This window comes from Aeromonas sp. Marseille-Q5825 (assembly GCF_946892685.1).
GTDB classification, from domain to species: domain Bacteria; phylum Pseudomonadota; class Gammaproteobacteria; order Enterobacterales; family Aeromonadaceae; genus Aeromonas; species Aeromonas rivipollensis.
Genome location: NZ_CAMPOU010000006.1, coordinates 296733 through 321225 on the forward strand (window position 1 = coordinate 296733; position 24493 = coordinate 321225).

23 protein-coding genes and 1 pseudogene are annotated in these 24493 nt (G+C 63.9%); 15 read left to right on the forward strand and 9 right to left on the reverse strand.

What is annotated here, in order from left to right; genetic code table 11:
- The first annotated feature begins 67 nt into the window (after nt 1-67).
- The 3 genes from OC537_RS16295 (at nt 68) to OC537_RS16305 (ending at nt 2836) form a co-directional block, all read left to right on the forward strand.
- Nucleotides 68-589, forward strand: coding sequence for an MltR family transcriptional regulator (locus OC537_RS16295; protein WP_025325560.1), 522 nt, complete (start codon nt 68-70; stop codon nt 587-589).
- Nucleotides 590-713: 124 nt separating this feature from the next.
- A complete protein-coding gene (locus tag OC537_RS16300) occupies nt 714-2501 on the forward strand; it encodes a cation:proton antiporter (RefSeq protein ID WP_262112818.1) in 1788 nt (595 codons plus the stop codon).
- A gap of 86 nt (nt 2502-2587) precedes the next feature.
- Nucleotides 2588-2836 (forward strand): hypothetical protein, encoded by a 249-nt coding sequence (locus OC537_RS16305; RefSeq protein ID WP_025325558.1) that lies wholly within the window; start codon nt 2588-2590, stop codon nt 2834-2836.
- A gap of 39 nt (nt 2837-2875) precedes the next feature.
- On the opposite strand, the gene OC537_RS16310 is transcribed toward OC537_RS16305, so the two are convergent.
- Nucleotides 2876-3394, reverse strand: a complete 519-nt coding sequence (locus OC537_RS16310; RefSeq protein ID WP_139744098.1) for a mechanosensitive ion channel domain-containing protein — start codon at nt 3392-3394, stop codon at nt 2876-2878.
- A gap of 9 nt (nt 3395-3403) precedes the next feature.
- A complete protein-coding gene (gene zntB / locus OC537_RS16315; protein ID WP_106885101.1) occupies nt 3404-4369 on the reverse strand; it encodes a zinc transporter ZntB in 966 nt (321 codons plus the stop codon).
- A 139-nt stretch (nt 4370-4508) separates the two neighbouring features.
- On the opposite strand from zntB, the gene OC537_RS16320 reads away from it, so the two are divergent.
- The gene (locus OC537_RS16320) at nt 4509-4958 is read left to right on the forward strand and encodes a YaiI/YqxD family protein (protein ID WP_106885102.1); all 450 of its coding nucleotides are present in this window, start codon (nt 4509-4511) and stop codon (nt 4956-4958) included.
- A 212-nt stretch (nt 4959-5170) separates the two neighbouring features.
- Here the strand turns inward: OC537_RS16320 and OC537_RS16325 are convergent, their stop codons facing one another.
- Complete coding sequence (locus OC537_RS16325; protein ID WP_042651983.1) at nt 5171-6376, reverse strand: NupC/NupG family nucleoside CNT transporter; 1206 nt, start codon at nt 6374-6376, stop codon at nt 5171-5173.
- Nucleotides 6377-6907: 531 nt separating this feature from the next.
- On the opposite strand from OC537_RS16325, the gene dbpA reads away from it, so the two are divergent.
- The 3 genes and pseudogenes from dbpA to OC537_RS20630 form a co-directional block, all read left to right on the forward strand.
- Entirely contained in the window at nt 6908-8287 is a 1380-nt protein-coding gene (gene dbpA, locus OC537_RS16330) for an ATP-dependent RNA helicase DbpA (protein WP_106885104.1), read from the forward strand.
- 90 nt (nt 8288-8377) lie between these two features.
- The gene (locus OC537_RS16335) at nt 8378-8668 is read left to right on the forward strand and encodes a YkgJ family cysteine cluster protein (protein ID WP_139744102.1); all 291 of its coding nucleotides are present in this window, start codon (nt 8378-8380) and stop codon (nt 8666-8668) included.
- A 51-nt stretch (nt 8669-8719) separates the two neighbouring features.
- Nucleotides 8720-8812, forward strand: a pseudogene (locus tag OC537_RS20630) (YkgJ family cysteine cluster protein); the annotation flags it as partial.
- A gap of 33 nt (nt 8813-8845) precedes the next feature.
- Here the strand turns inward: OC537_RS20630 and OC537_RS16340 are convergent.
- Nucleotides 8846-9253, reverse strand: a complete 408-nt coding sequence (locus OC537_RS16340) for a hypothetical protein (RefSeq protein WP_262112826.1) — start codon at nt 9251-9253, stop codon at nt 8846-8848.
- Between the two features lie 259 nt (nt 9254-9512).
- Here OC537_RS16340 and OC537_RS16345 point away from each other — a divergent pair, with 259 nt between their 5' ends.
- Nucleotides 9513-10907, forward strand: a complete 1395-nt coding sequence (locus OC537_RS16345) for a PepSY-associated TM helix domain-containing protein (RefSeq protein ID WP_234677406.1) — start codon at nt 9513-9515, stop codon at nt 10905-10907.
- 77 nt (nt 10908-10984) lie between these two features.
- On the opposite strand, the gene OC537_RS16350 is transcribed toward OC537_RS16345, so the two are convergent.
- The 5 genes from OC537_RS16350 to OC537_RS16370 form a co-directional block, all read right to left on the reverse strand.
- On the reverse strand, nt 10985-11203 hold the full coding sequence (locus OC537_RS16350; RefSeq protein ID WP_171275341.1) for a DUF6500 family protein: 219 nt from the start codon (nt 11201-11203) through the stop codon (nt 10985-10987).
- Entirely contained in the window at nt 11196-12230 is a 1035-nt protein-coding gene (locus tag OC537_RS16355; protein WP_262112827.1) for a CobW family GTP-binding protein, read from the reverse strand. Before OC537_RS16355 ends, OC537_RS16350 begins: the two co-directional genes overlap by 8 nt.
- Nucleotides 12231-12254: 24 nt before the next feature.
- Nucleotides 12255-12452, reverse strand: a complete 198-nt coding sequence (locus tag OC537_RS16360) for a YbdD/YjiX family protein (protein WP_025325546.1) — start codon at nt 12450-12452, stop codon at nt 12255-12257.
- A gap of 59 nt (nt 12453-12511) precedes the next feature.
- Nucleotides 12512-14638 carry a pyruvate/proton symporter CstA gene (gene cstA, locus OC537_RS16365; RefSeq protein WP_262112831.1) on the reverse strand — a complete coding sequence of 709 codons (2127 nt, stop codon included), beginning with the start codon at nt 14636-14638 and terminating at the stop codon, nt 12512-12514.
- Between the two features lie 286 nt (nt 14639-14924).
- The gene (locus OC537_RS16370; RefSeq protein WP_262112832.1) at nt 14925-15830 is read right to left on the reverse strand and encodes a 1,4-dihydroxy-2-naphthoate polyprenyltransferase; all 906 of its coding nucleotides are present in this window, start codon (nt 15828-15830) and stop codon (nt 14925-14927) included.
- 209 nt (nt 15831-16039) lie between these two features.
- Between OC537_RS16370 and OC537_RS16375 the strand changes: the two genes are divergently transcribed.
- From OC537_RS16375 to OC537_RS16405, 7 genes are all read left to right on the forward strand, one after another.
- Nucleotides 16040-17359, forward strand: a complete 1320-nt coding sequence (locus OC537_RS16375; protein WP_262112834.1) for an isochorismate synthase MenF — start codon at nt 16040-16042, stop codon at nt 17357-17359.
- 30 nt (nt 17360-17389) lie between these two features.
- The gene (gene menD / locus OC537_RS16380; protein ID WP_262112835.1) at nt 17390-19123 is read left to right on the forward strand and encodes a 2-succinyl-5-enolpyruvyl-6-hydroxy-3-cyclohexene-1-carboxylic-acid synthase; all 1734 of its coding nucleotides are present in this window, start codon (nt 17390-17392) and stop codon (nt 19121-19123) included.
- A complete protein-coding gene (gene menH, locus OC537_RS16385; protein WP_262112837.1) occupies nt 19113-19880 on the forward strand; it encodes a 2-succinyl-6-hydroxy-2,4-cyclohexadiene-1-carboxylate synthase in 768 nt (255 codons plus the stop codon). Before menD ends, menH begins: the two co-directional genes overlap by 11 nt.
- 86 nt (nt 19881-19966) lie before the next feature.
- Entirely contained in the window at nt 19967-20827 is an 861-nt protein-coding gene (gene menB / locus OC537_RS16390; protein ID WP_106885113.1) for a 1,4-dihydroxy-2-naphthoyl-CoA synthase, read from the forward strand.
- On the forward strand, nt 20827-21756 hold the full coding sequence (gene menC / locus OC537_RS16395; RefSeq protein ID WP_106885114.1) for an o-succinylbenzoate synthase: 930 nt from the start codon (nt 20827-20829) through the stop codon (nt 21754-21756). Before menB ends, menC begins: the two co-directional genes overlap by 1 nt.
- Nucleotides 21757-21766: 10 nt before the next feature.
- Nucleotides 21767-23176 carry an AMP-binding protein gene (locus tag OC537_RS16400; protein ID WP_262112840.1) on the forward strand — a complete coding sequence of 470 codons (1410 nt, stop codon included), beginning with the start codon at nt 21767-21769 and terminating at the stop codon, nt 23174-23176.
- A gap of 303 nt (nt 23177-23479) precedes the next feature.
- A complete protein-coding gene (locus OC537_RS16405; RefSeq protein WP_262112845.1) occupies nt 23480-24451 on the forward strand; it encodes an ElyC/SanA/YdcF family protein in 972 nt (323 codons plus the stop codon).
- The last annotated feature ends 42 nt before the right edge of the window (nt 24452-24493 follow it).

Sequence of the window (24493 nt, forward strand, 5' to 3'; positions counted from 1 at the left end):
CCGCCCCATATGATAAAAACCGGGAGAGAGGCACTCTCTCTCCCAGTCAGCCGGACCTTAAGCACCTATGACCACACACCAGGAAGATGATGTACTGGAGCGACTCAACGAGCAGGATGGCCCTCGCGGCTTCTTTCTCGAGGTCGTGACCATCCTGGAAGAGGCGGTCGACTCCCTGATGCGGCGCGCGTTCCGCCAGGAGGAGTATGCCGTCAAATACGCCATCGAACCCCTGCTCAACCAGAGCGGCCCCCTCGGCCAGCTGGAGGTGCGCCTCAAGCTCATCTTCGCCCTCGGCCTCATCTCCCTCGAGCACTACCAGGATCTCGAGGCCTACCTGAAGATCCGCGATTTTCTGGTGCGCGACCCCAAGGATTATCGCTTCAGCGACAAGCCGATCCGCGACCTGCTAAGCCGCCTGCATGCCATCCATCAGACCAGCATGATGCCGCAGGATCCCCCGGCCAACGAGGAGGACTGGCCCCTCTATCAAATGCAGCTCAACCGGCTCGATCAGATGGTGCGCTCCGCACTGGTGCTGGCGGTGACCGACTGCGTCACCGAACTCCACAAAGAGAGCCCCATCTGATCAGGCCAGCCCGCTGAGGTTACTCCCGGGATACCGGCCTCCCCGAGGCCGCCTCTACCGGGTGTCAATTTGCCCTCCTTCCCCGCTACACTACTCCCAACCCCATTACCCACCCGAGGTTGGCATGATTGCACTCTCTCTCGCCGGGATCGCCCTGATCTCCCTGCTCGCCCAGTGGCTCGCCTGGTCACTGCGGGTCCCCGCCATCCTGTTCCTGCTGCTGAGCGGCCTCTTGCTCGGCCCGGTGACAGGGGTACTGGACCCGGATCAACTGCTGGGGGAGCTGCTGTTTCCGCTGGTGTCGCTCTCGGTCGCCATCATCTTGTTTGAAGGGGCGCTGACCCTGCACCTGACCGAGCTCAAGGGGATAGGCAAGGTGGTGCGCAACCTCTGCTCCACCGGCATGCTGGTCAGCTTCGCCATCATAGGCGCCGCCAGCTACTGGTTGCTGGGGCTGGACTGGCGGGTTGCCATGGTGCTCGGCGCCGTGCTGGTGGTGACAGGGCCGACCGTGGTCGCTCCCATGCTCAGCGTCATTCGGCCGGTGCGGGAGGTGGACAAGATCCTGCGCTGGGAGGGGATAGTCATCGATCCCATCGGCGCCCTGTTTGCGGTATTGGTGTTCGAGGCGGTGCGCCTCGGCAGCCAGGGGGATCTCATCGATCACACCCTGCTGGCCCTGGCCAAGACGGTGGGGGTGGGTTCGCTGATCGGGGTGGCGGCCGGCTGGATCACCACACTGATCATGCGCAAGGACTGGTTGCCGGTCAGCCTGCACAAGTTCGGGGTGCTGGCCCTGGTGCTGGTCACCTTCACCCTGTCGGACTGGCTCAGCCACGAGTCCGGGCTGCTGGCGGTGACGGTGTTCGGCATCTGGCTCGCCAACCAGGAGGGACTGGATCTGGAGGAGGTGCTGGCATTCAAGGAGGATCTGGCGGTCATCCTCATCTCTTCCCTCTTCATACTGCTGGCGGCCCGACTCGATCTGGCGCAGCTCTGGCAACTCGGTCCCATGGTGCTGGTGCTGCTGTGCGTGGTGCAGTTCGTGGCCCGTCCGCTCTGCATCCTGGTCTCGACCCTGGGATCGGATCTCCCCTGGCGCGCCCGGGCACTGCTCGCCTGGATAGCCCCCCGCGGCATAGTGGCGGCGGCGGTCAGCGCCTCCTTCGCCATCAGCATGCACGAGGCCGGCATTGAAGATGCCGACAAGCTGGTGCCCCTGGTGTTTGCGGTCATCATCTTCACAGTGGTGTTGCAGAGCCTGACGGCGACCCCATTGGCCAGGCTGCTCGGCATGCGCCAGCCCGCTCCCGATACCTGGCTGCTGATCGGCGCCAACTCGGTGGCCCGCGCCATAGGCCGGGCGCTGGCGGATCAGGGCATACCCGTCCATCTCTCCGATCCGGCCTGGGAACATTGCAAGCTGGCCCGCATGAGCGGCCTGCCCTGCTACTTCGGCAATCCACAATCGGAACATGCAGAGCTGCACCTGCCCCTCACCAGCATACATACGGTGCTGGCGCTTTCCCCCAACCGTCACAACAACGCCCTGGGGGTGCTGCACTTTGCCCACCTGTACGGGGAAGAAAAGGTCCACTCCCTGCGCTCCAGCGAGCAGCACGGCAAGGCGAACCGGGAGAGCGCCACCTTCCGTGCACGCCAGGATCTGTTCGGGACCGAGATGAATTTCGCCCGCCTGAGCGGCCTGCTGAGCCGGGGCGGCCAGATCAAGGCGACCCGCCTGAGCGAGGCCTTCGACTGGACCCAGTATCAGGACGCCAATCCCGGCGCCATTCCCCTGTTCATCGTCGATGCCAGGGGAAAACCCCGGGTCGTCACAGGCCCGGTGGCGCCGCTGGCCGGGGAGCTGCTTATCGCCCTGCAGCCACCACGGGAGCCCCAGGCGGCCTGATGCGCCGCCATCTCCGGCGACCCGGGCCTGCGACCGCCGCGGGCGACTAGACTTGAGGGTGGCGCCATGAGTCACAGGAGGATGTCATGACAGTCAGCGAATTGCGTGCGCTTCACCAGCAGCACAGATTCAGGGAGGCGGAGATCATGCATGACATCATCTCCCCCGGCTGGGTAGTGGAGTTTCGGGGTCAGGACGGCCATCTCTACATGATGACGGACACCCTGGGTTGCCCGATGAGTTTCTCCTCGACCGAAGAGGCTCGCGACCATATCCACCTGGTAGCCGATTGCCCCATCCAGGTCGAGCACCTCTATCGCTTCTTCGAGCGTTGAGACCGATGCCAGCAAAAAGGCTCCCAAGGGAGCCTTTTCTCATTCCGGCTGCAGTGGCTCGGCTTCCTTGCCCTCCAGCCGCCTGACCGGCTTTTGCAGGATCAGGTTGGCCGGGTAGGTCACCAGATCGCCGTTGTCATCCCGTACCCGCAGGTAGAACAGGCCTATCTCGGTGATGACGCCGGTGACTGAGTCATCCTTGTCGAGGATGCGGATCCGGTCGCCGATCTTGTAGGGGAAGGCGAAGAAGATGGTGATGCTGGCGGTGATGTTGGAGAGGATCGACCATTGCGCCACCATGGCGACGCCGAGCACGGCAAAGAAGGAGGAGGCGAGCACCACCAGCCGGGAGAAGTCGAGCCCCCACACCCCCGCCAGGATCAGCAGGGTGGCGCAGCCGAGCAGGAAGTGGAACACATGCTCCACATAGAGCACCCGGTTTTCGCTCACCTGTCGGCTCTGTCCTAGCGCCATCAGGCTCTTGTGAATGAGGCCGCGGATCAGGGTGTGTCCCAGCAACAGCAGCAGGGTCACACCAAAGGATTCCCATGTCGTCATGCGCGCTCCTTACCACCAGCGTCGATATTTGAGCCAGACCGCCAGCCCGGTCGCCAGCCCCACCAGAGATCCGCAGAAGATCCAGAAGGCGGTCGGGCTCTCGGCCCCGGGTATGCCGCCCAGGTTGATGCCAAACAGGCCGGTCAGGAAGCTGGCGGGCAGGAACATCAGTGCCATCACCGACATCTGGTAGGCACGGCGGTTGGTGGCCTCCGCCGTCAGGTTGTTGATCTCGTCCGCCAGCACGGCAGAGCGAGCCACCCCGGCGTCCAGATCGTCCAGCCAGCGGCGCAGTCGATCGGCGATGTCGAGCAGGCGCCGCCTGTCATCCTCATCCAGCCAGGTGAGCTTCTCGTTAGCGAGGCGCGCCACCAGATCCCGCTGGGGAGAGAGGTAACGGCGGATCATGATGAGCTGCTTGCGGATCCGCGCCAGTCTGCCGTTGGCGGGCAGTTCACGCATCAGCACTATCTCTTCCAGCTCCAGGATCTGATCGTGCAGCTCCTCGACAAACTCCCCCGCCCTGTCGGTCAGGGCATCGCAGATCTCCACCAGCCAGTCGGCGGTAGAGATGGCGCCGCCCCCCAGCGCCAACTGCTGGAAGACATCTTTTTCCGACAGCAGGGAGCGACGGCGACTGCTGAGGATGAAATCCGGGGTGATGTAGATGCGCAGCGCCACCATCTCCTCGGGCCTGTGATCCTTGTTGTGATTGATGCCACGCAGGATCAGCAGCACAGTCTCCCCCATCCGCACCAGCTTGGGCCTGTTGCTCTGGCCGAGCAGGGATTCGCGCGCGGCATCATTGAGCAAGGGGGTCTGCAACAGCCAGCGGGCCGCCTCCGGATTGCCGTAATCCAGATGCACCCAGCTGGGCTGGGCTGCCGGGATCTCGCTGCCTGTGGCAAGCGGGGTCATGCCCCCCTTGCCATCCAGAGTCAGACCATAAATTACGTCACTGGGCACCCGATCCATCTCGTCTCCTTCTCATTCATGCTCAGGCCCCAGCTTACACGAAAGCGGGGGCCGACTCAGCCCCACACCGGGAAGGGGGCGTCTGTGCTACCATGCCCGCTCTCGTTTTATGCCCGTTTCAACTACAGGAAACCATGCCATGCCCATCTGGGTCGATGCCGATGCCTGCCCCATTCCGGTCAAGGAGATCCTCTACCGCGCCGCCCACCGCGCCCAGGTCGTCACCACGCTGGTGGCCAATCAGGGGCTGCGGGTCCCCCCCTCCCCCTTCATCAAGACCCAACAGGTGGAGAAGGGATTCGATGTGGCGGATCATGTCATTGCCCAGCAGGTTCAGCCCGGCGATCTGGTGATCACCGGCGACATCCCCCTCGCCTCCTGGGTGATCGATGCTGGCGGCGAGGCGCTCAATCCCCGTGGTGAGATCTACACCCGCGAGACCATCCAGGCCCGGCTCGGCATGCGCAACTTCATGGAGGAGCTGCGCTCGGCCGGGGTACAGACCGGCGGCCCGGCCCCCTTCAACGCCGCCGACAAGCAGCGCTTCGCCAATGCCCTCGACAAATGGCTGCTCAAAGGCAAGTTGTAAGCCGACGCTAACGGGACCATTGTCGGCATTTTATCGCCGCAACATACTGATTTTTTTAAATCACAGCCGGCTAACTCCACCCGATAGGCACCATGCCCTGCCATCGGGACTGGCGTTTGTATTCACCCCCCTGCTGGCTGCTGTGGTTACCGGCCCCAAAAAAACAAACCCCTGCCGAAGCAGGGGTTTGTCATTGTGATGGCGAGGGGCGATTAGATCATCACACCGGCTATCACGGCGGAGAGCAGGCTCACCAGGGTGGAGCCGTAGACCAGCTTCAGGCCGAAGCGGGAGACCATGTTGCCCTTCTCTTCGTTCAGCGCCTTCACCGCACCGGCGATGATGCCGATGGAGCTGAAGTTGGCGAACGACACCATGAAGATGGAGAGGATGCCGATGGTGCGCGGGGAGAGATCGGCGGCAATCTTGCCCAGATCCATCATGGCCACGAATTCGTTGGTCACCAGCTTGGTCGCCATGATGGAGCCGGCTTGCAGCGCCTCACCACTGGGGATACCCAGGATCCAGGCGATCGGATAGAAAATGTAACCCATGACGTACTGGAAGTTGACACCAAACGCCATCTCGAACAGGTAGTTGACCAGGGCGATCAGGGCGATGAAACCGACCAGCATGGCGGCCACGATCACGGCCACGGAGAAACCGGCCATGATGTACTCGCCCAGCATCTCGAAGAAGTTCTCTTTCTTCGGGGTATGGTGCTCGTCACCCTCGGCGATGGCCTTCAGATCGGTGACCGAGTTGTCCGGCTCGTACGGGTTGATCAGCGACAACACGATGAAGGTGCTGAACATGTTGAGCACCAGCGCGGCCACCACGTAACGCGGCTCGATCAGCTGCATGTAGGCACCGACGATGGACATGGAGACGGTGGACATGGCCGTCGCCGCCAGGGTGTACATCTGCTTCTCGTTCAGGTGCGGCAGGGTGTTCTTGAGCGCGATGAAGTTCTCGGACTGGCCGACGATCATGGAGCTGATGGCGTTGAAGGATTCCAGCTTGCCCATGCCGTTGATCTTGGCCAGCACGGTACCGATGCCACGGATGATGATGGGCAGCAGACGGATGTACTGCAAGATACCGATCAGCACCGAGATGAAGACGATGGGCATCAACACCATCAGGAAGAAGGAGAAGGCTCCCTCGTTGACCAGACCACCGAACACGAAGTCGGTACCCTGCTTGGCAAACTCCATCAGCTTGGTGAAGCCGGCGGCGAAGCCACCCACCACGGCCAGGCCCACCTCGGAGTTCAGCATGAACCAGGCCAGCGCCAGTTCCACCACCAACAGCTGGCCGATATAGCGCAGCTTGATCTGTTTCCAGTTGTGGCGGTTAGCCAGCAACGCGAGCACGAGGACCATCACCAGTCCGAGCACAAAGTGAACGTATTCCATACCAGTAGCACCTGAGTGAATTGTAATTTTTGACCGGCGCCATCATAGAGATTTGCATATTTAAAAATCAGATAGCCATCACAATCTGGCTCAATAATATGTATGCGAGATAATACAAACGTTTTTAAATTAATTAACCATTAACAGTATATTAATCGTGCAACATCAAGTTAAAAATGCCTTATAGAACATGTCGATAGGAATATTCTGATTGCGCTGACAGCGCCAATTGATATTCCAGTATCATTTTCGCAACACTCCTTCTCATGCACGGCACCTATTTCATCCAGGAAATTTAATCAACCAGAATAGAAAACGTTTACCCCTGATAAATAATTAGCGAATCACTGCAAACATTCACCAGGTGCCACCCCGGTTGCACCTCTCTGTCGCCATGGGGACAGATGAACCCGCCCTGAGGTTGTACGGGCTTAAGCGTTCAAAAATCCGCCACATCCGGTGCCACATTCTGGTATGATGCGCGGCCTTAGCGCTCGCGCATCCCCGTTTTCTCCGAAATAGAGTCCTTTTGTGAACAACAGCGAATTTAGCAGCCTCAATCTCTCCCCCGCCCTGCAAGAGAACCTCACCAGCCTGGGTTACCTGCAGATGACCCCGATCCAGGCCCAGAGCCTGCCCCTGGTACTCGAAGGCAAAGACCTGATTGCCAAGGCAAAAACCGGCAGCGGCAAGACAGCCGCCTTCGCCTTGGGCCTGCTCTCCCGCCTCAACGTCAACCGTGTCGACGTACAGGCCCTGGTGCTCTGTCCGACCCGCGAGCTGGCGGATCAGGTGGCTCAGGAGATCCGTCGCCTGGCCCGCGCCCTGCCGAACGTCAAGCTGGTGACCCTGTGTGGCGGCACCCCGACCGCACCTCAGTCCGCCACCCTGAGCTTCGGCGCCCACATCGCCGTCGGCACCCCGGGTCGTATTCTCAAGCACCTGGAGCAGGGTACCCTGGAGCTCTCCAGCCTGGAGACTCTGGTGCTGGACGAGGCAGATCGCATGCTGGACATGGGCTTTGGCGAAGACATCAACCGCGTCATCAGCTATGCCCCCGAGCGCCGTCAGACCCTGCTGTTCTCCGCCACTTATCCGGAGGGGATAGCCCAGATGAGCCGCGGTGTGCAGCGCAACCCGGTCGAGGTGAGCGTGGAGTCCCTGCACGAGGGCAGTGCCATCGAACAGAAGCTGTATGAAGTGCCGGCCGGTCAGCGCCTCGACGCCCTCACCTGGCTGCTCAGCCACTATCAACCCAGCTCCTGCGTGGTGTTCTGCAACACCAAGCGCGCCTGCAACGACGTGGCCGATCACCTGGCCGCCAAGGGCTTCTCGGCCCTGGCGCTGAACGGCGATCTGGAACAGCGGGAGCGGGATCAGGTGCTGGTCCGCTTTGCCAACGGCAGCGCCACCATACTGGTCGCGACCGACGTAGCGGCCCGGGGCCTCGACATCAAGGAGCTGGGCGCCGTCATCAACTACGAGCTGACCTATGACCCTGAAGTGCACGTGCACCGCATCGGTCGTACCGGTCGTGCCGGCCAGCAGGGCCTGGCCCTGAGCCTCTATCAGCCGAACGAAGCCCAGCGCGTCAACCTGATCGAGGAGTACCAGCAGGCGCCGATGCCGCTGGGGGATCTCGACACCATAGGCCGCGACATCAAGCCGATAGCCCCGCAGATGGTAACCCTCTCCATAGATGCGGGCCGCAAGACCAAGGTGCGGGCCGGTGACATCCTGGGCGCCCTGACCGGCGAAGGCGGCATTGCTGGCGCCGATGTGGGCAAGATCCAGATCTCCGAGCAGTACTCCTACGTGGCGGTCAAGCGTCAGGTGGCGAGCGCCGCCCTCAAGCGGCTGCAGGAAGGCAAGATCAAGGGGCGCACCTACCGCGCCCGCAAACTGGGCTAAGGTTCTTCACAAGCCCTTAGCCAGACCACAGGCGCCTGACAGGCGCCTGTTTCATATATTTCGATGCCGCCATGCGGCAAGACAGGCACCATGACCCAAGCAATCCAAACCGACGTGAGCTGCCAGAACTGCGAAGCCTGCTGCTGCCGCCTCGAAGTGATGCTCTTTACCGATACCGGCGTGCCGGATCGCTATGTGCTCGACAGGGAAGGGGAAATCCCCGTGATGCGCCGGCTGGAAGATGGCTGGTGTGCGGCCCTGGACCGCAACACCATGATGTGCCGCATCTATGAGGTGCGCCCCCTCATCTGTCGCGAATTCGAGATGGGCGAGCCCGACTGCGTCGACGAGCGGGATAAATGGTTTATCAAGCTGAGTTGACCAAGGGGTAGCAAGCCGCGCTGGGCTGCCCTATCAGCGATGTGCAACTTCTATGAGGTGCGGCCGCTGATCTGTCGCGAGTTCGAGATGGGTGAGCCCGACTGCGTCGACGAGCGGGATAAATGGTTTATCAAGCTGGAATGAGACGGGCAGACAAGACAGCCCCGGGCTGCCGGGTCAGCTCACCGGTGTGACGTCGCCGCCGAGCTGCTCCCCCAACCAGCGGATGGCCGCCGCCTCCTGCTCGAAGTAGCGCACCGTATTGAACGGCAACTCGCTGAAGACCTGATCCGCCAGATAGCGTTTGAACCCGCCCACCACCACGACCGCGAGAAAGGCGCAGCCATTGGCGGCGCACCAGCCAAACTGCCGACGAAAGCGCACCAGCACCTCGGGACCGGCGGCCTCGAACTCGGTCGCCACCTCGACAATACCCCAGGGTGCATCGCGCAATCCTGCGATCTGCTGGCTGAAGGCAGCCTCATAGGCCATGGCGCCCGCCAGATTGAAGGGGCCGCTCGGGCGGCAAATCAGCACCTGCCCCTGTCGCTGCATCTCGAAATGGCCGTGTGGTTGCAAGTGCACGTCCCCCTCCTCCCCTGAATTTTTCGCCGCGCCGACGCCGCCTGATGTTGCAACAAGGTAAGGATTTATATGCAAAAAGTCCATGGAACCCAGGCCATCACCGACAGACATCGACGCTAAATGGCACAGTTTCTGTGCGCAGCGCAGTGAAGGCGGAGCCAGCATGTTCTGTTGCAGTTAATAAAACGTTGCTGCTATCATCCGCGCCAACCAAACATTCCACCAACTGAAACCTTTAGCCTGGGCGCAAGGATCAAAGATGAAGAATCAAGACGCGAGTTATTACCAAAGGATCTGGCGCTGGCATTTCTATGCCGGTCTCTTCGTCGCCCCCTTTCTGATCCTGCTCTCCCTCACCGGCATCCTGTACCTGTACAAGCCCCAGCTCGACAACCTGCTCTACCCCGAGCTGATGAAGGTGGCCCCCGCCACCCAGGCCTTGAGCGCCGATCAACTGCTGGCCAAGGCGAAGATCGCCATGCCAGATGCCAGCCTGCGCAAATATCTGCCCCCCGTGGCCAGTGACGCGAGCGCCCAGCTCATCGTAAATCAAGGCGAGCGCGAGCTGACCCTCTTCATGGATCCCGCCAGCGGCGCCCTGCTCGGCACCATGGACAACAAGTGGAACCTGCAGGCGGTGGCCCGTGCCCTGCATGCGGAGCTGCTGCTCGGTACCACAGGGGATCGGCTGATCGAACTGGCCGCCGGCTGGGGCATAGTGCTGCTCGTCAGCGGGCTCTACCTGTGGTGGCCGCGCAAGGGACCCGGCGTGGGGGGCATCCTCTGGCCCAGAATGAACCAGCGCGGACGCCTCTGGTGGCGCGATCTGCACGCCGTGGTCGGCTTCTGGGGGGCGGGTTTCCTGCTGCTGCTGCTCTTGAGCGGCATGACCTGGACCGGCTTCTGGGGCGATCAGTTCGCCAACGTCTGGAACCGTTTCCCGGCCGCCATGTGGAACGAGGTGCCCAAATCCGCCCCTCTCGCCCGCACCCTCAACCATGCCCATGAACAGACTGTGCCCTGGGCCGTCGAGAACACGCCCATGCCGAGCTCGCAGCCGGCGCCGGAAAGCCATGATCACAGCGCCATGAACCATGGCGGAGAACACGACGGCATGGTCATGGCCAGCCACCGCATCCCCCTGCAACGGGTAGTGGAGATCGCCACCGAGCGCGGGGTTCACCCGGGTTACAGCATCACGCCGCCGGTCGGTGACACAGGCGTCTATACCATAGCCCTGTTCGCCGATGATCCGCGCAACGACGCCACCCTGCACATAGATCAATACAGCGGCAAGGTGCTGGCCGACGTGCGCTGGCAGGATTATGGTCCGGTCGCCAAGACGGTGGAAACCGGCGTCATGCTGCACATGGGCAAGATCTACGGCTGGCCCCACCAGCTGGTCATGCTGATCATCTGCCTGATGGTGCTGGCAAGCTCGGTGAGCGGGCTCTGGATCTGGTGGAGCCGCCGCCCCAAGGGCCGGCTCGCCGCCCCGCCCCTGCCCGCCAAGTTGCCCCCCATGGGCGGCGCCATCGCAGTGCTGGTGCTGCTCGGGATCTGCTTCCCCCTGGTGGGCGCCTCCATGCTGGTCATCTGGCTGCTGGACTGTCTCTTCTTCTCCCGCCGGACCGCAGTGGCGCCAGCCAGCTAAGGCCATTCGGCGTCGATAGCTGCAAACCATAAACAAGAAGGGCTCCTCATCAGGAGCCCTTCTTGTTTCATCCCGCCCTATTTCATGGCCTCGACCAGCGCGATGATCTTGCGCGCCTTCTCGAAGTGGTCGAGTTTCTGGGTCTGGATCCACCAGGTCGCCGCCTCCATCAGCAGCTCGGGGTCGTCATTCCTGTTGGCGAAAAAGGCATAGAAGGAGACACCGACCCCCTCCCCCTTCTGGCCGATCTTCTGGTGGCAGACCTGGATGATTTTCTGTTTCAGTGATTCACGCATCTGTCGTTTTTCCTCCGGCCTGCGTCCGGGCAAAGCCCTCCCGCAGCGCCTCCAGAGGCAGGTAGCGACCGATCACCACCAGCCGCGAGCAGGGCACCTCGTCACCCCAGGGAGAGCCGTAATCGAACCCCGCCACCCTGTGCACCCCCTGCACTATCAGCCGGCGCGGCTCCCCGGCGATGGCCAGCACCCCCTTGTAGCGCAACATGTCGTTGCCATGCTGCTCTATGCACTGCTCCATGAAGGCCCCTATCTTCTTCAAGTCCAGCTCGCCCCCCTCGAACAGGTGGGCCGAGATGACATCCTGCCAGGAGCGGGGCCGGGCCGAGAGGGGCGCAAACGCCTCGACGCCCTGACCGCCCCCACGCACTATCTTGATGCCTTGGCTTAGGCTCAGCTCGTCGCTCAGGGTGAAGGCATCCAGATCGAGCCAGAGCCCGGCCGGACACTCCCCCCGCACTATGTCGATGATCTGCGCCTTGGGGTTGATACCCTGGACTCGCGCTATGGCCGCCTCCCGGGTAGCTCCGTCCACCCTATCCGTCTTGGTGAGCAGGATGCGGTCGGCAAAGCCGAGCTGGGATGCCGCCACCGGATGCTCATCCAGCTGACGACCTATGTGTTCACAGTCGGCCAGGGTGATGACGGCATCCAGGCGCAGGGCATCCCGCAGCGTTTCTTCAACGAAGAAGGTCTGGATGATGGGGGCGGGATCGGCGAGCCCCGTGGTCTCGACGATCAGCCGCTCGAACTGCAACTCCCCCGCCGTCCGCCGGGCCAGCAGATCGCTCAGGGCGGCCCGAAATTCACCCCGCACGCTGCAGCAGACGCAGCCGTTGCTGAGCTCCACCACGCTGACCCCCGAGCCTCCCTCCAGCAGGGCACCGTCGATATTGGCGGCGCCGAACTCGTTCTCGAGAATGGCCACGGAGGCATCGCCATGGTGGCGCAGGAAGTGGTTGAGCAAGGTGGTCTTGCCGGCGCCGAGAAAACCGGTCAGCAGAGTGACCGCTACAGCATTCGTCATTATGGGAGTCCTGTGATGGGTCTATTAACAGCAGCGCCCGCCATTCTTGCCGCCGTAGCGGGCATCCTGGCGTTCGCGAAAGAACTCGTCGTGGCTCATGGGGGTCTGCTCCGGGTGGGTCAGCCGCATGTGCTGCACATAGTTGTCGTAGTCGGGCACGCCCACCATCAGCCTGGCGGTCTGCCCCAGATACTTGCCCGCCTTGGCCAGGGTATCAAACATGCTTGCTCCTTGTTCGTCGTCAGTGAGGAGCCGGCACCCTGGGGTGCCGGCCTGCTGACTTACTTGAGGCTGGGAGCCAGATCGCCGTCGTCATCAGACTGGGGCCGGGTGGCACCCTGTTGCGCCGGCATCGGCTGATAGGGGGTCTCGTTGGCGGTCGGCTGCGGGTTCTGCAGCGCCTTGAGGGCCGTCTTCAGGGAGAAGCCGGCGAGCACCACCACCACCCCCATGAAGAAGATGGTCAGCCCCGCATCGAGGCGGTTGTTGAACACCAGCTGAGCCAGCTGGAACTCGGTGTACTGGGCCGGAATGGTGCCGCTGTCGATCATCCCCTGGAACTTGTTGGCGATGGCCAGGAAGCCGAGCTTGGGATTGTCGCTGAAGGTCTTCTCCCAACCCGCCGACAGGGTGCAGATGAGCAGCCAGCTGGTGGGCAGCAAGGCCACCCAGGCATAGGCCTGACGCTTCATCTTGAACAGCACCACGGCGCACAGCATCAGCGCCATGCCCGCCAGCATCTGGTTGGCGATGCCGAACAGCGGCCACAGGGTGTTGATGCCGCCGAGCGGGTCCACCACCCCCTGATGGAGGAAGTAACCCCAGGCCAGCACGCAAAGGGCGGTGGCCAGCAGGTTGGCCGGCAGGGAGTCGGTGCGTTTCAGGGAGGGGGAGATAACTCCCATCAGATCCTGCAGCATGAAGCGCGCCGCCCGGGTGCCGGCATCCACGGCGGTGAGGATGAAGAGCGCCTCGAACAGGATGGCGAAGTGGTACCAGAAGGCGACGTTCATCAGGCCGCCGAGGGCGCCGTGCAGTATGTAGGCCATGCCGACCGCCAGGGTCGGGGCACCGCCGGCACGGGAGATGATGCTCTGCTCACCCACCTCGCTGGCGATGCGGGTCAGGGTCTCCGGGGTGATCTGGAAGCCCCAGCTGCTCACCACGGCGGCGGCGGAGACCACCACGTCGGCGGTGCCCGCCGGTGCCAGCACCGCCAGGGGGCTGTTCATGGCGAAGTAGACGCCCGGATCGATGACGCAGGCGGAGACCAGCGCCATGATGGCGACGAAGGACTCCATCAACATGCCGCCATAACCGATGAAGCAGGCCTGGTTCTCGTTGGCCAGCATCTTGGGGGTGGTGCCGGAAGAGATGAGCGCATGGAAGCCGGAGACGGCGCCGCAGGCGATGGTGATGAACAGGAAGGGGAAGAGATCCCCGGCCCAGACCGGGCCTGTGCCGTCCACGAACTGGGTCAGCGCCGGCATCTGCAGGGTCGGCTGGGTCACCAGTATGCCGATGGCCAGGCCTATGATGGTGCCTATCTTGAGGAAGGTGGAGAGATAGTCCCGCGGCGCCAGCAGCAGCCAGACCGGCAGCACGGAGGCAACGAAGCCGTAGCCCACCAGCATCCAGGTCAGCTGCACCCCGTCGAAGTCGAAGTAGGGAGCCCAGGTCTGGCTCTCGGCCACCCAGCCACCGGAGACGATGGCGAAGATGAGGCACACCAGACCTATGATGGAGACCTCACCGATGCGGCCCGGCCTCAGGTAGCGGGTGTAGATCCCCATGAAGATGGCGAGCGGTATGGTGAAGGCCACTGTGTAGGTGCCCCAGGGGCTGTGGGTAAGCGCCTTGACCACTATCATCGCCAGCACCGCCAGTATGATCACCATGATCATGAAGGTGGCGACCAGGGCGATGACCCCGGCGACCGGACCCATCTCCGACTTGATCAGCTCGCCGAGGGAGCGACCATCGCGACGGGTGGAAACGAACAACACCATGAAGTCCTGCACAGCCCCCGCCAGCACCACACCGGCCAGCAGCCAGAGCATGCCGGGCAGATAGCCCATCTGGGCCGCCAGCACGGGGCCGACCAGGGGACCGGCGCCGGCGATGGCGGCGAAGTGGTGGCCAAACAGCACCTTCTTGTCGGTCGGCACATAGTCCAGACCGTCGTTGTGACGCACCGCCGGCGTCATGCGGCTGCTGTCGACCGCCAGCACTCGCTTGGCGATGAAGAGCCCGTAGTAGCGGTAGGCGATAAGGTAAACGCACACAGCCGCGACCACTATCCAGAGCGCGTTGATCTGCTCGCCCCTGTTGAGGGCGATGTAACCGAGGGAGCTGGCGCCCAGCAGTGCCAGCAGCCCCCATCCAAGATGTTTCCCTAACCTGTCCATAAGCCTGTCCCTGCCATTGGTTTTTTACATATGAAACCCCACACGCTTACATCTCTATAGCAATCGACGCCGTGCCACAATCGAGGCCCGTCACAAGTCGGCGACCCGTTCCGAGAATTTCTCAATATTGCCAGCCGGATCACGGCCATCAGGCCTGGAGCAGGAGGGAAAAGCGCTGAAATGCTTGAAGAAAACGACAAGGCACACCAACAAGAAGGGCCCCTTCAACGGGGCCCTTCCTGGTCTGGCGCACGACAAACAGCGCCAGTTCATGGCGGCACAGCGCTCAGGAGAGCGCCAGCCCGACCGAGAGCAGCAGGCTGAACAGGAAGGCGCTGATGGCGGTCTTCTTGAGGGCGCCGGTCAACACCTCCCCATCGAAGCTCTCGCGCAGGGTGCGGGCGGCATCGGTGAGGGGCTTGATGGCGGGCAGGAAGATCCAGGGCCAGACACTTGCGGGCTGGGTCAGCAGGAAGGCGATGGTGGCCAGCAGCGCCCCCCCCAGCAGCCCCCAGTGATAGGCGATGGCGCGGTTGCGGCCGAGCCGCACCGCCAGGGTGATCTTGCCGCTGGCGGCATCGCTCTCTATGTCCCGCACATTGTTGATGTTGAGCACGGCGGTGGCCAACAGGCCGCAGGCGGTGGCGGGCAGCAGCAGATCCCATTGCAGGGTATGGGTGAACAGGTAGTAGGAGCCGAGCACCCCCAGCAGGCCGAAGAACAGGAATACCGAGATGTCCCCGAAACCGCGATAGCCGTAAGGGGTCTTGCCCACCGTGTAGGTGATGGCCGCGACTATGGCGGCGCCCCCCAGCAGGATGAAAGTCAGGATCTGCTGCCACTGCTCCCCGAAGGCGCAGACCAGCAGGGAGAGGCCGCTCACCACGGCCGCCAGCGCGGTCAACCCCATGGCAATGCACATCTGGTGGCGGGTGATGAGGCCGGATACCACGGCACGCTGGGGCCCGATCCGCTCGCAGTTGTCGGCACCGGAGACCGCATCACCATAGTCGTTGGCCAGGTTGGAGAGGATCTGCAGCAGTATGGCTGTCAGCAGGGAGAGGCCCATGATGGCGCCGTCGAAGGCCCCCCGACTGGCTGCGAGCCCCGAGCCCAGCAAAATGGAGGAGCACGCCAGGGGCAGTGTTCGCAAACGCGCCGCCAGCAACCAAACAGAGAAGGTATTTGTCATATTGTGATGGCCAAACAATCAGATATTGATCGTGTTAAGGGTTATCGAACCGGATTTAGGTATACTTGGCTCCGTGGGGGCTGGGCTCCCTCGGGCAATTTACATGGAAGAATGGGCAGATAATATATAGGAAATCATCGCCCTTTGGCATCAACCTGCGCCATCCTCCCCCAGAGCGATTGCGACTATCCGGCTCAGACAAGACATCCATGTTGGCTCAGACCCATCTCAAGCAACAACTGGACGCCCTGCGTCACAGCAATGTCAGCGGCTTCGTGCGGTTGCGCGTGGCGGCCAACGTCGACCTCTTCCCGGGATGGCTGGCGGCGCAGACCCTGTATCCCCGCATCTATTGGCAGGCCCGTGGTCCCAGGAGCCCCGAGTATGTGGCCCTCGGCGCCATCCACGAGCTGACCCGGCCAGCGGATATCCAGCGGGTCTGCGATCTCGCCAACTCAAACAGTGAAGACAGCCCCCGTTACTACGGCGGCCTGGCGTTCGATCCCGCCCAGCCCGGCTGGCAGGGGTTCGGCCCCTGCCGCTTCGTGCTGCCGCGCATCGAGCTGGTGCGCCGGGGAGAGTGTGTCAGCCTCTGCCTCAACCTCTGGCTGACCGACGGCAATCTGGATGCCGAACTGCAGACGGCCGAGGCCGCCCTTGACGCCCTGAAACCGGAAGCCCCCCTGCCCCCACTGCAAAAACGCCCTTGGCAGCGCCGGGATGTCCCGGGCCAGGCCCAGTGGCAAACCCTGGTAGAGCGGGTGACGGCGCCCGCCTTTCAGGCCCACACCCCCAAGGTGGTGCTGTCACGGGAAAGCGTGCTGACCGGCCAGCATGGGGATGCTCCCCTCTGCCCCTGGTCCCTGCTCACCCAGTGGGCAAGTCACGCCCAGGAGTGCTTCCACTTCGGCTTCCAGTTCTCCCCCGAGCAGAGCTTCATCTCCTGCTCCCCCGAGCGCCTCTATCGCCGGGAACGCGGCCACCTCTTCACCGAGGCGCTGGCGGGCACCATACGCCGCTCCGGTGACGAGGCGGCCGACGCGGCCCTGGCCGCCGAGCTGCTGGCCGACAGCAAGAACCGGCTGGAGAACCGGCTGGTACACGCAGACATCCTGAGCCGCCTGGCCCCCCTCACCACGGACGCCACCCTGACCGAGCCGCGCATCCTGAAACTGCGGCTGCTGCAACACCTCAAGTGCGACATAGAGGCCGAGCTCAAACCCGGTGTGTGCGACTGGCAACTGCTGGCTGCCCTGCACCCGACGCCGGCGGTGGGCGGTGCCCCCCGCGAGGCGGCGCTGGCCTTTATCCGCGAATGTGAACCCTACCAGCGCGGCTGGTACGCCGGTGCCTGCGGCATGCTGAGCCGGGAGACCTCGGAGTTCTCGGTCGCCATCCGCAGCGCCCGCATAACGGCCCGGGGCATCAGCCTGTTTGCCGGCGCCGGCATAGTGGCCGGGTCAGAGCCCGCCGCCGAGTGGGCCGAGCTCGACAACAAGATCGCCAACGTGCTCTCCCTGCTGGGATAGCGTTTTTCATCGACCCACTGCGAGAGCCTTATGCCCGCCAGCCAATTGCCTGAGCACCGAGCGTTTGCCAGCCAGCATGCCACCTTCAACCACGTCTGGTCTTCCCTCCTGCTGGAAGAGCTCTATCGCCTCGGGGTGCGGGACATAGCGCTGGCCTCGGGCTCCCGCTCGGCGCCGCTCACCATGGCCGCCGCCGCCCATGCCGGTTTTCGCCGTCACCTCCACTTCGACGAGCGGGGTCTGGGCTTCATGGCGTTGGGGCTGGCCAAGGGGAGCGGCCGACCGGTCGCGGTGATCATGACCTCGGGCACTGCGGTGGCCAACCTCTGGCCCGCGGTGGCCGAGGCACAACTCACAGGCGTGCCGCTGATTATTCTCTCGGCCGATCGACCGCCTGAGCTTATCGACAACGGCGCCAACCAGGCCATCGACCAGCAGGGGATCTTCGGTCGCTACCCCGTCCATCAGCAGAACCTGCCGAGCCCCACCCCGACCATACCAGCCGCCTTCGTACTGAGCTCGGTGGATCAGGCCCTGGCCAGACAGGCACTGACCCCGGGGCCTGTCCACTTCAACTGCATGTATCCCGAGCCCCTCTATCCCGGCGAGGCGTACCTGGATTTTTCCGACTACCTGGCCCCCCTCGGTGACTGGCTCCATTCAAACGAGCCCTGGAGCCCCTGGCAGCAGGGCGAGCAGCACTGCCCCCGCCAGCCAGACTGGGCCGCCTTGCAGGGCAAACGCGGCGTCATAGTCGCGGGCCGCATGCAGGATCCTGCCGAAGCGCAGAGGGTCGCCCAGCTGGCCGAGCGCCTCGGCTGGCCGCTGCTGGCGGACTTGCAGAGCCAGATCCGCTTCGACAGTCGCAATCTCATCCACATGGATCTCGCCCTGCAAAACAGCTGCTTCGTGACCGAGCTGGCCCGGGCCGAGGTGCTGCTGCAATTCGGTGCTCGCCTCATCTCCAAGCGGCTCGGCCAGTTCATCAAGCAGCACCCCTGGCAGGATTACTGGCTGGTGGACCCGCAACCGGCCAGGCTGGATCCGGACTACCGGCTGCGTCGCCGCCTGGTGTGTACGCCCGGCGCCTTCGCCGCGGCCCATCCGGTGGACCATCGCCATCTGCCCTGGCACCGGCTGGCGGAGCGCCAGCAGGGCATCAGCGGCCAGATCCGCCGTGCCTGCGATCGCTTCTCAGAACTCGGGGTCTGCCACCGTCTGACCCAGCTCATCCAGGGCCAGCTGTTCGTCGGCAACAGCATGCCGGCCCGGTTGATGGACATGCTCGGCGAAACCGGCAAGGGCCCCAGCCGGCTGATGACCAACCGCGGCGCCTCCGGCATCGACGGCCTGATCGCCACTGCCTTCGGTTTCTCCCTGTCCAGCGACGAGCCGACCACACTACTGCTCGGCGATCTCAGCGCCCTGCACGATCTCAACAGCCTGGCCCTGCTCGGCAAGGGGAGCCGCCCTTTGGTGGTGATCCTGCTCAACAACGACGGTGGCAGCATCTTCCGCATGCTGCCGGTACCGACTAAAGATGCGTTGCTGGAGACCTACTACTGCCTGCCCCACGGCCTGCACTTCGAGCACGCCGCCGCCATGTTCGGCCTGCACTACAGAGCGCCGACCACCCTGGCCGAGTTCGAGCAAGATTACGCAACCGCCCTGGAAAAAGGGGTAACCCTGATTGAAATCAAGGTGCCGAGCAACGAGGTGGCCGAGGATCTTAAAGCACTGGGGTCCCTTATCCGTGGCCACTAACGCAGACCAGCCAAGGCTGGTTCTGTTGCACGGCCTGCTGGGTGATGGCCGCGACTGGCAGCCAGTGATCGAGGCAATGCCTGGAATAGATTGCCACGCGCTGGACTTGCCGGGCCACGGCAGCAACAAGGGGCTGAGGGTGAGCGGCTTTGACGAGGCCCACGAGTGGCTCTGCGGCGAGCTGGCCGCGCGGGGTATAACGCGCTACCGGCTGGCGGGCTACTCCCTGGGGGGGCGGCTCGCCCTCTATCACGCCAGCCAGTCCCCCGCCGGCTTGCAGGCGCTCTTGCTGGAGAACTGCCACCCCGGCCTGCCTGCGGCCGAGCGCGCCGCCCGCCTCGAACACGACGAGGGCTGGGCCCGGCGCTTCGAGCGCGAACCCCTGGCCCAGGTCTTGGCAGACTGGTACCGGCAGGGGGTGTTCGCCGATCTGGACGAGGAGGCCCGTGCCCGCCAAATGGCGAAACGCCTTGGCAACGAGGGCAGAGCCGTGGCGACCATGCTGCGCGCCACCTCCCTCGGCAAGCAGCCGGATCTCGCCCCCTGGCTGGGTAAAACCCGGTTGCCGGTGCGCTGGATCTCCGGCAGCCGGGATCACAAATTCCATCGCCTGGCTTGCCAGCTGGTCAAGCAAGGCTGCAATATCAATCACTTGGCTCTGGATGGCGGGCACAACTTGCACGCCAGCCAGCCCGACACCTTTGCCCGGCTCCTGCGGGACTGGGTCAAGCAACCAGAAGAGAAGAGTCATGACTGACGCAATGACGGAAGCGCAACCCTATGCCCCCGTCGCCCCTGACAGGGTTGCCCGGCTGACCTCTACCACACCAGAAGGAAAACACCATGATTGAGGCAATGACGGAAGCGGAACTGTACGCTCCCATTGAGTGGCAGGATTGCTCCGCCGGTTACGAGGACATCCTCTATCACAAGTCCCAGGATGGCATTGCCAAGATCACCATCAACCGCCCCCAGGTGCGCAACGCCTTCCGCCCCCGCACCGTCAAAGAGATGCTGCAGGCCCTGGCCGATGCCCGCTACGACGACAAGGTGGGCACCATCATACTGACCGGCTTTGGCGAGAAGGCCTTCTGCGCCGGCGGTGACCAGAAGATCCGTGGCGACTACGGTGGATACCGCGACGACGAGGGGACCCATCACCTCAACGTGCTCGACTTCCAGCGCGACATCCGCACCTGCCCCAAACCCGTGGTCGCCATGGTGGCCGGTTATGCGGTCGGTGGCGGCCATGTGCTGCACATGATGTGCGACCTGACCATAGCCGCCGACAACGCCCAGTTCGGCCAGACAGGCCCGAAAGTCGGCTCCTTCGACGGCGGCTGGGGCGCCTCCTACATGGCCCGCATCGTCGGCCAGAAGAAGGCCCGCGAGATCTGGTTCCTCTGCCGCATGTACGATGCGAGCCAAGCCCTCGACATGGGGCTGGTCAACACTGTGGTGCCCCTGGCCGAGCTGGAGCGGGAAACCGTGCGCTGGTGCCGGGAGATGCTGCAAAACAGCCCCATGGCGCTGCGCTGCCTGAAGGCCGCTCTGAACGCCGACTGCGACGGCCAGGCCGGTTTGCAGGAGCTGGCGGGCAATGCCACCATGCTCTTCTACATGACCGAAGAGGGTCAGGAAGGGCGCAACGCCTTCAACGAGAAGCGCCGCCCCGACTTCTCCAAATACAAGCGGAACCCCTGATGACACTCGCCCTCTATCGCTACCAACTGCCCTTTACCCAACCCCTGACCTTTCACGGCAAGGTGGAGGTGGCGCGAGAGGGCCTCTTGGTGCGCATCAACGACGGCTGGGGGGAGATAGCCCCCCTGCCCGGTTTCTCCAGGGAGAGCCTGGCCGAGGCGCAAGCCGAGAGCCTGGCCTGCCTGGCGCAGCTGGCCCGGGGGCAGACCATAGCCCCCCGGCTACCCTCGGTGCAGTTCGGGCTCGACTGTGCCCGCCGTCACTGGCCACAGCAGAGCACCAGCCTGCCCGAACCCTATCCCCTCATTCAGGGCTCCCCTCAGGAGCTGCTCAAGAACTGGAAGCAGTGGCTGCACGAGACCCCCCTCAAGGCCAAGCTGAAGGTAGCCCGCTATCCCATGCGGGACGAGCTGGCGCTGATCCGCCTGTTGCTCGATCGGCGCCCCAATCTCAAGCTGGTGCTGGACGCCAACCAGGGCTGGACCCGCGAGGAGGCCTGGGCCTTCTGCGGTCACCTGGATCCGAACCGGATCGAATACCTGGAAGATCTCTGTGCCGACTTTGCCGACATCGCCTTCGTCGCCAACCGTACCGGCATGCCGGTGGCCCTCGACGAGTTGCTGGCCCAGGGCAAGCCATGGGAACCCATACCCCAGTTGAAGGCCCTGGTGCTAAAGCCAACCCTGCTCGGTTCCCTGGCAAACAGCGAGGCCCTGGTGGCCCGCGCCCGCGAGCTTAAGCTGAAGGTCATCGTCTCCTCCTGTTTCGAGTCAGGCGTCGGTCTCGGTCAGCTCGCCCGCCTCGCGGGAGAGTGGGCACCGGATCAGGCCCCTGGCCTCGACACCAGGCGCTGGCTGGCCAGGGATCTGCTGGACAAGCAGGGTCAACCCGACCCAAGCCTGATGACTCCCCTGTTTCACCGTGACTGAAGGGGCTCCCATGCCGCCCATCCGTGCAGCTGACGCCTCACTGGAGGCCTGCCCGGTGCGCCACTGGGCACAGGCGGCACCCGAACGCATCGCCATCCACGGCAACGGCTCCCTCAGCTACCGACAGCTGGATGCCCGGCTCAACGGCCTGTGCAAGCAGCTCGAGCAGGCGGGTTTAAAGGCCGGCGACCGGCTGGCCGCCGTGGTGCGCGGCGCCCTGGAGGACGTGCTGCTGGCCTGGGCCTGCGTGCGCAGCGGCCTCGTCTTCTGCCCGCTCAATCCCGCCTTCCCCCTCCCCAGGCAGGCCGAGCTGGCCGCACAGCTGGATGCCTGCGCCTTCTGGTCAGCGGGGGAGATTCCGGTGGGGAGCGGGTTGCCATTGCGGCTCGACTTCAGGGGCGAACTGCCGGCAAGCGAGGAAGCCTGGCAGCTTGAACCGGCCCAGCTCAACAACATGATCCTCACCTCGGGATCCAGCGGCACACCCAAGGCGGTGGTGCACCGCCTCGCCAACCACCTCGCTTCGGCCCGGGGCTCGGCCAGCCTGATCCCGCTCGATGCAGACTGCGGCTGGCTGCTCTCCCTGCCGCTGTTTCACGTCGGCGGCTACGCCATCCTGTTCCGGGTCTTCCTGGCGGGGGCCAGCCTGGTGCTGGACGATCGCACCCAGCCCCTCAAGGGGCGGCTGGAGGATCAGCCCATCACCCACCTCTCGCTGGTACCGACCCAGCTCTGGCGCCTGCTGGCGCAAGGCTTCGACCCCGCCCGCACCCGCTTGCGCGAGCTGCTGCTCGGGGGGGCCGCCATCCCTGAGCCCCTAGTCAATCGCCTCAAGGCCCTGGGGTTCACCCCCAAGTCGAGCTATGGCCTCTCCGAGATGGGCAGCCAGGTCTGCACCGGCCTGCCTGCCGGTGCCGGGGTGGTGGGCAGGCCTCTGCCCGGGCGGGAGGTCTGCATCCGCCAGGGGGAGATCTGCGTGCGCGGCGACACCCTCTTTGCCGGCTATTTCCAGGCCGGGGAGCTGGTGCTGCCGCTGGATGAGGAGGGCTGGTTCCACACCCGGGACAAGGGCCATTTCACCCCGGACGGCGAGCTGGTGGTGGAGGGGCGGCTCGACAACCTCTTCATCTCGGGAGGGGAGAACATCCAGCCCGAGACCATAGAGCAGCGGCTGGTGGATCACCCCGCCGTGGCCCAGGCCCTGGTGGTGCCCATCCCCAGCGCGCAGTGGGGTCAGCGCCCCGCCGCCTTCATCGACTGGCTGGCAGAGCCCGTGCCCTACGCCGAGCTGGCCGCCTGGATCAGGCAGGCGTTGCCTGGCTTTATGGTGCCGGATCAGTGGCATCCTTGGCCGGATCTCGGCGGCAGCCTGAAACCCTCCCGCAGCAAGCTGGCCGCCAGCCTGCAACAGAGTGTCTAGCGACAGCGAGGCCTACCAGGCATGGCTTGGCCGGGATCTGCTGCCCTGGTGGGAGGCCAACAAGGAGTCTGACGAGTGCAAGGCGAACGACTCAGCCCACTGAGGGTGAGGCGTGAATGAGACGGGGCGGCCATGGCCGCCCTTGTTTATGGCGCCCTTTGATGGACTCAAGATCGCGCCGCGCTCTGCGACAGCCTGTGCCCGAGTGACGCCATGCCGGAGCATCAAACCTGACGCGCCAGGGCAAGTTGTAATAGAATGGCCCCCTGTCATCTCTTACTTCAGACCCGAACCGCACCGCGCATGAAGAAGTTTGCCAAGATCCTGCTCGCCTGCCTCTGCCTGTTGCTGGCCTCAGTCGCCGCGCTGCTGGGCTACAGCGAGTGGACCGTCTCCGACGCCCGTCACTACACCTACGACGACGTCGATGCGGTGCCCTACAACAGGGTCGCCCTGGTGCTCGGCACCTCCAAGTATCTGATCGGGGGCAGCCCGAACCACTACTTCAAGTACAGGATCAAGGCCGCCGCCGAGCTCTACAACAACGGCAAGGTGGACTACATCCTGGTCTCCGGCGACAACGCCACCGTCCAGTACAACGAGCCGCGCCAGATGCGGCGGGCCCTGATCCAGGCGGGCATCCCGGCCAAGGCCATCTACAGCGACTACGCGGGCTTTCGCACCCTGGACTCCATAGTGCGCGCCAAGGAGGTGTTCGGGCAGGCCCGCTTCACCGTGGTCTCCCAGGCCTTCCACAACGAGCGCGCCATCTTCATCGCCCGCCACTTCGGCATCGAGGCCGTCGGCTTCAACGCCCTGGATCCCAGCGCCTATCAGGGCATCAAGACCCGGGTACGCGAGGTGTTCGCCCGCCTGATGGGGCTGCTCGATCTCTACGTGCTGGACAAGGGGCCCAAGTTCCTAGGCGAGCCCATCGTCATCGGCGGCCCCATCCCCTGCCAGGCCCTGAGCACCATAGGGGCCAGCCAGCCCTGCCTGCCCATGGCACCAGCCACCAAGCCAACACCTGCCCCTGCCGTCAGTGCGGCCAAGGCGACCAGTGCCGCCGTCTCGACCGCCCCAGCACAGGCACCGAGTGATGCCGCCAGTACATCGCCATCGACCAGCGCGGCCGTCTCGACCACGCCAGCACAGGCACCGAGTGGTGCCGCCAGCACATCGCCATCGACCAGTGCCGCCGTCTCGACCACGCCAGCACAGGCACCGAGTGGTGCCGCCAGTACACCGGCATCGACTAGCGCGGCCACGCCCTGAGCAGAGCATAAAAAGAGACCCGCCTGATGGCGGGTCTCTTTT